A 6,260-nucleotide genomic window follows, 5' to 3' on the forward strand; every position below is an offset into this window, starting at 1 on the left:
GTTATTGTTCTGATCCGTTGTTTGCCCGAGATTGGGGACACAGTCTGAAAAGGTATTTTAAATACCTATGTGCGATATGTAAACGTTTACAGTGGTTGGGCGGTTTAAATTGGTGTTTCGCCGCGTTATGAAACAACTTGCGTTGCATTAGCCCGTGACTGCAGGGGCCAGAGTCGATAATCAAAAGACGAGTCAGGACGCCCTAGTTGTTAAGCGCCGGCTTTGATCTGCCAGGCGCTTAACCGCATGTTCAATAGCGTCTATTGCTTTGGCTCAAGCTGAGATTTTACTTTTTGTTTAACTCAAATATGAATCATTAAAATTTACATATTTTAATATAGTGAATTCTTTAGAGCGGAGGAAGTATGGTGAGCCGGTAACGCATATCCGCACTGGACTTGCCCTGCCCACCGGCAAACCGTATTACCATCATGCGCTCACAGAGTCGTGAACAACGACCCGGTCCCACAGGTGGGCGTGCTGTTCGACAAACTGCTGATGAAGTGGGTGGTCTTGGTAGGTTTTTTGATCCTCCACGCTGTCGAATAGCATGATCTCGGCAACCTGGAAACTGTTATCTACCACGTCACGCTTTTCTGTTGTGGCAGGAATGCCAACGTGCAGGGTTTTTACCGATGGAATCTGCGCCAACTGCTTGATTCCGTCAATCAGGGTCTGACGGTCCTCCTCAGACCCGGGGTTCTTCAGCCAGAAGTAGGCAACATGCACCAAGCCTTGGAGATTCCCTATCTTCCCGCTTTCATACTCGCCGCCGGATACTAAGGAAGTTGCCAGTGAGGCGCCTGCCAACGTACTGGCTGTTAGGAATCTACGTCTACTGGTGCCGCTGCGAGAGTTGCGCTTTTCTACGTTCATTTCTTCTCCAAAATAACTGGGCTATCAATAGTTGGTGATACCATACACTAGGTCTCTTGATTTTCTGGCACTCTAGCAGAGCACCTTTGAAAGAATGGTATTACAGTGAGGGTCTACAGGTTCTGATCTGTGTATTTGTTTCAAAATATAAAACGTTCATGCCTTATGAGCTGCACCTATCAAAATCTTGCGGGGAGGGAGGTTTCCTGTCCCGCTCTGGCTTTCGGCGGCTTGCACTCGGACTTTGTCCATAATGACGGGTATAAAGTCGAGTGAAGTAACCGGGTTCGGTATAACCTATCTGAGAGGCAATTTTAGCGATAGAGTCTGTCGTATTCAGCAGCAAACGATGCCCGATAACCAATCGAAACTCCGTCAAAAACTGTTTAGGGGTTTGCCCCAGATAATTGTGAAAACGTCTTTCCAAAGCACTGATGGAAAGGTTGCAAGCCGCGGCAATGTCTCCGATGGTTATCGGCTGGTGGTAGTGTTTGCGAATAAAGTCCATCGGTTCTTTGAGTTGATTCATAAACTTTTTATCAAGTACCGATTGATTCAAACGCCAGGAGACGCCATAGGTCCCGATACATTGCCCTTCAGCATCGTATAAAGCGCGTTTGGTGGTTGAAAACCAGGTGATTTCGCCGCGGTTCAAGGTATTCATTTCCAGTACGTCATCAATCACCTCACCCTGCATTACCCTGTCATCATCAGCCATAAACTGTTCTGCAAGATGCTTCGGGACAAAGTCAAAATCGGTTAAACCCCGTGCTTCTTTTTCGGAACCCAAATTGAAGGTTTCAAGAAATAGCTGATTAGCGCACACAAGTTGGCCTGCTGTATTCTTCATCCAGAAAAGCGTATCTGGAATAAGGTCCAGAACGGCAACTAATTGGGTTGGTTGTATGTGATTGAGCAGGCTCGAAACGTCAATGGGCGAGTGATCAGGCATATCAATAGGCTTCAAAATTAGTGGGCTTTTTAGGCTCTTATCAAAACAATGTATCCTTGGAGCATATCAAAAATAAGCGCCCGACGCCGATTTTGTCCCAATTTTTGAAGAATCTCTACTAACCTGATAGAGCTGTATTGAGTAGCATAAGGGCCAGCAGCAGGCTTGGTATGGCTATAGAAAACCATAATACACAGAGATAATAATCCATGAAATATTCCTCAAAGCCGCAACTTGGCGTCATGATGTTCTTGCAATTTTTCATTTGGGGGGCGTGGTTTGTCACCCTGGGTACGTTCCTGGCTAACAACCTAACGGCCACCGGCGGCCAGATAGGCATGGCATTTTCCACTCAGTCTTGGGGGGCCATTGTTGCGCCATTTATTATTGGTCTGATTGCCGATCGTTTCTTTAATGCCGAACGCATTCTCGGTGTACTGCACTTGTGCGGCGCTGCACTGATGTACGTCTTGTATTCGGCTGATGACTTTTCGCTATTCTATCCTGTCGTGCTGGCCTACATGATTGTCTATATGCCAACCCTGGCACTCGTCAACTCCATCTCTTTTGCCCATTTGAAAAGCCCAACACGGGAGTTTGCCAACATTCGCGTGTGGGGAACCATTGGTTGGATCGTTGCGGGTCTGATGATCAGCTTTGCCTTTTCCTGGGATTCTGCCAGTGCCATCACTGCCGGCGAACTTAGATATACCTTTTTGATGGCCGCTATTGCCTCGGGGTTTCTTGGGGTGTTCAGTTTCTTTTTGCCTGCAACTCCTCCGCAGCCAGTTCAAGAGGGCGCTTCAACGATTGGTAGCTTGCTCGGGCTGGATGCTTTGCAGATGCTTAAAGAACGTAATTTTTTCATATTTTTTATCGCATCTGTTTTGATTTGTATCCCACTGGCGTTTTACTACCAAAACGCCAGTCCTTTCTTGACCGAAATTGGCATAGAAAACTCCACTGCAAAAATGACTATCGGTCAGGTGTCCGAAATGTTGTTGATGCTGTGTGTGCCCATTTTTCTGACGCGCTTTGGTATCAAGCTGACGTTAATGTTGGCCATGGCCGCCTGGGCATTGCGCTATGCTTTGTTTGCCTTGGGTGAGAGTGGCGATCAAGTATGGATGCTGATGATTGGTATCGCGCTGCACGGTATTTGCTACGACTTTTTCTTTGTTACCGGTCAGATATACACTGACAACACGGCCAAACAACATTATCGGAGCTCCGCTCAGGGCTTGGTGACGTTGGCAACCTACGGTGTAGGGATGCTTATTGGTTTTGGCGTTGCGGGTCAAATCACAGATCATTATACAATCCCAACAGGTCATGACTGGTCCAGTATTTGGTTTGTTCCGGCTGTATTTTCTGTTGTGATACTCGTTCTGTTTAGCTTATGTTTTAAAGAGCAATCAAACAGCGCAACCAAAAGTGATGCTGCGAAGGCTTCATCATAAACCTGGCTGATACAAAGGATCCTGAGTTTTCTCGGGTGAACAAAAATACCATACGATTTGCCGTGCATGTTCGGTCAAGTGAATACGGTTGATCACCTAAAGAGTTGGTCGCTGGGTCAGGAAAGATAAGGTAACAGATATGCTTTTACGGTTTTTCTCGGCGCAAAAATATTCAGTTGTTCTTTTATTTTTATGCGTGACCTGGATAGGAGCAGCGACAGCCCAATCGGATATCTCGGAAGAGCAAAGCGCTGAAATTGTCACTCTGAAACAAGGGCGCATCAGTGGTGTAGTCGAAAACGGCACCGAGCGCTTTCTGGGTATTCCCTATGCTATGCCACCTGTTGGCGAACGACGTTGGAAAGTCGCGGCACCGATTGCTCCGCATCAGGGTATTCTTGAGGCAAACAGCTTCGGACCTGCATGCGTACAGCCTGACAATCCTCGAATGCCAAATTTGGTCATGAATGAGGATTGTCTGACGTTGAATGTCTGGCGGCCGGAAACGGTTGAATCACCTCTTCCTGTCATGGTGTGGATTCACGGTGGCGGCTTTGTCGGCGGTAACAGTCATATTCCGGGTGAAATATTGGCAGAGCAGGGTGTGATTGTAGTGTCACTCAATTATCGACTCGGGCCGCTTGGGTTCTTTGCTCACCCCGCACTGAATTCTGATGTCGCTAACTACGGGTTGACCGATGCGATACAGGCATTGCAATGGCTACAAGACAACATCGCCGCATTCCACGGTGACCCACAAAATATCACCATTTTTGGTGTGTCAGCAGGCGGGATGATGGTTGATCTGTTGTTGGCCAGTAAACACGCCGATGGATTATTCCAAAAAGCCATCGCGCAAAGTGGTTACATTACTTGGCCACTACCAACGACTCAAAATGAGCAAGATAAGTCGGTACTGGATATCAATAATCAACCGACAGTATCGGCCGAAATGGCCGGCGCAGCACTGGTTGAGCCAATATTAGAAAAGGGAGCAACACAAAAAGCGTTACACAGTTTGAGTGCGATTCAATTGGTCAAATTAGTGACCGGTTTTCATCGTCCCATCGTGGATGGCAATACCATTGAAGATCAACCATATCGTTTGGTTGGCAGTCGCTCCGAAAACGTCGCCTTGATTACTGGGGGCAATAGTTTTGAAGGCAGCATCATGCCCCATTCGGGGATATCCATGATCGACTATCAACAAACTTGGTCGGGGCAGAGTAAGCAGCTGCAGCAACTCTATGCTGACGATTATCGTAAATCCCCAGAACTCGCGTACAGTCGTGCTTTTGGTGACGAGCGTTATCTATTGGCAGCTTACTATTTGGGGCAGGCCTGGCAAAAGAAAGAAGCTCCGGTCTGGCTCTACTATAACGACCTGGCGCCTTCCGCCGGCGCCCCCGGAACTCCTCACGGTATGGATCAGTATTTGATTTTTCATGGAGATAAGATCCCTTCATCGGAGTTGAAAAAACTGGGAGACAACCTACGTCATTACTGGATCAATTTTGCGAAGCAAGGCAATCCGAATGGTGCTGAATTGCCAGTCTGGCCTACTTATACAGACGCCAATCATCAATGGTTGAAGCTTGATAAAAACACTGCACCAGATTCGGTTAAAGCAGAGGTTATGTCCGTACTGTACCAACGAGTGTTGTCCCGTGAGTAACGGACTATAAAAGGGTGATTGGCTAGATTAACGCCTGGTTTAGCTGTTACTACCCAGTTTATTACGAGCTAGCGAGGGGATAATCTGGATGTCTTCTTTATTGAGACATCATTTTTGCTTTGATGTCTGGGTCTAACCCTGGCTCGCTGCTTTCCACGGGGACGTTGAAGCTGCGTATCTGCATGGCCATGGTTTCGTAGCAGCCAACGAGAAAGATCATGTCCATCACTTGCTGCTGACTGTAATGTTTAGACAGTTGGTTAAACGTTGCATCACTAATACGTGCCTGATTGGATAATTCATCAACCGCTCGTACCAGATCAGCATCTTGAGAGTTCCAGGCATTCGCATCGGGCCCTGTCTGAGTCGCTTCGACTTCTTCCTCGCTTAGTCCTGCGCGTTTTCCAAGAATGATGTGCATGACATGCTCATATTCACACTTGCGTAACCAGGACAAACGTAAAATTAAAATTTCTCGCTCGCGAGCAGACAGGGTGCTTGCGGTAGCAACATGACAGTTGAACGTCAGGAATGCTTTAGCCAGAGCGGGGTAGTCCGCCAGACTTGCCAGAATATTGGTACCACGTACGGCCGTCCCTTCTTTCTCCCAACCATCGAGGACAAATTTCAGTCCGTGAGGAAACGCGTTGAGTCCGTCAAGCATCTCCTCCGTCCATTGTGCGGGCGTGGTCAGATTTTGTTTTGGGGTGTCGCTCATGTTACTTATTTCACTCATGGTACTTATTTCGCTCAGGGTACTTCACAAATAGTAAATCAATGGCTATCAGCGATATTAAAAGAGGGCTTGATGTACAAGCCCTCTAATAGATTAGCCGCGTTTAGGTAGCGCGATTTCTGCGATAGCAGTTGCAATGGTTTTACCCGTTTGCGTTTTCAATGCACAATCAACCTGAATGTGGTGCTCGCCGTCTTCGGTCACGATTTTGTCGACCACTTTCGCACTCATGTAGGTTGCGTCACCGGTAAAGGCGGGGGCTCTGTAAGACGATTTGCAGTGAACCACTTGTCCCCATTCGCCAGCCCAGCCAGCCAGGTAATCCAGTATCCAGGCACCCATCGATGCACCGTAACCGTAGCCTCGTGGCATGCCGATCATGCGAGCGTATTTAGGGAACAGGTGTCCGCGTGAAGGACCGAAATAGGCGCCATCTGTTAATTCAGGGTTTTCACGTTCCATGACAGGGTCATTTTCGTGACCGGCCATTTCTTTTGTGTAACCCAAGGCTTCCATGTCGATGCCGGGACGATGGGTGCCGCCCCAGATGGTGAACAGGTA

6 protein-coding genes are annotated in these 6,260 nt (G+C 47.7%); 2 read left to right on the top strand and 4 right to left on the bottom strand.

Annotation, left to right across the window (positions count from 1 at the left end; translation table 11 throughout):
* Window positions 1-429: 429 nt before the first annotated feature.
* Both ACTG33_RS15560 and ACTG33_RS15565 read right to left on the bottom strand, forming a co-directional pair.
* Complete coding sequence (locus ACTG33_RS15560) at window positions 430-876, bottom strand: Dabb family protein (protein WP_439136139.1); 447 nt, start codon at window positions 874-876, stop codon at window positions 430-432.
* Window positions 877-1,039: 163 nt separating this feature from the next.
* Window positions 1,040-1,843, bottom strand: coding sequence for an AraC family transcriptional regulator (locus ACTG33_RS15565; RefSeq protein WP_439136140.1), 804 nt, complete (start codon window positions 1,841-1,843; stop codon window positions 1,040-1,042).
* A 194-nt stretch (window positions 1,844-2,037) separates the two neighbouring features.
* Between ACTG33_RS15565 and ACTG33_RS15570 the strand changes: the two genes are divergently transcribed.
* Window positions 2,038-3,288, top strand: a complete 1,251-nt coding sequence (locus tag ACTG33_RS15570) for a nucleoside permease (RefSeq protein WP_439136141.1) — start codon at window positions 2,038-2,040, stop codon at window positions 3,286-3,288.
* Window positions 3,289-3,427: 139 nt separating this feature from the next.
* The gene (locus ACTG33_RS15575) at window positions 3,428-4,963 is read left to right on the top strand and encodes a carboxylesterase/lipase family protein (RefSeq protein WP_439136142.1); all 1,536 of its coding nucleotides are present in this window, start codon (window positions 3,428-3,430) and stop codon (window positions 4,961-4,963) included.
* A 97-nt stretch (window positions 4,964-5,060) separates the two neighbouring features.
* On the opposite strand, the gene ACTG33_RS15580 is transcribed toward ACTG33_RS15575, so the two are convergent.
* Window positions 5,061-5,681, bottom strand: a complete 621-nt coding sequence (locus ACTG33_RS15580) for a carboxymuconolactone decarboxylase family protein (protein WP_439136143.1) — start codon at window positions 5,679-5,681, stop codon at window positions 5,061-5,063.
* A 111-nt stretch (window positions 5,682-5,792) separates the two neighbouring features.
* Window positions 5,793-6,260, bottom strand: a 468-nt coding sequence (locus tag ACTG33_RS15585; RefSeq protein ID WP_439136144.1) for a hypothetical protein, incomplete at its 5' end; no start/stop codon positions are given.

Source organism: Pseudomaricurvus sp. (assembly GCF_965662505.1).
Classification (GTDB): Bacteria; Pseudomonadota; Gammaproteobacteria; order Pseudomonadales; family Cellvibrionaceae; genus Pseudomaricurvus.

Bases quoted from the DNA above. Each gene is read 5' to 3' on its own strand.
- ACTG33_RS15575 (WP_439136142.1), top strand. From the start codon at position 3,428: ATGCTTTTACGGTTTTTCTCGGCGCAAAAATATTCAGTTGTTCTTTTA.
- ACTG33_RS15580 (WP_439136143.1), bottom strand. From the start codon at position 5,681: ATGAGCGACACCCCAAAACAAAATCTGACCACGCCCGCACAATGGACG.
- ACTG33_RS15560 (WP_439136139.1), bottom strand. From the start codon at position 876: ATGAACGTAGAAAAGCGCAACTCTCGCAGCGGCACCAGTAGACGTAGA.
- ACTG33_RS15570 (WP_439136141.1), top strand. From the start codon at position 2,038: ATGAAATATTCCTCAAAGCCGCAACTTGGCGTCATGATGTTCTTGCAA.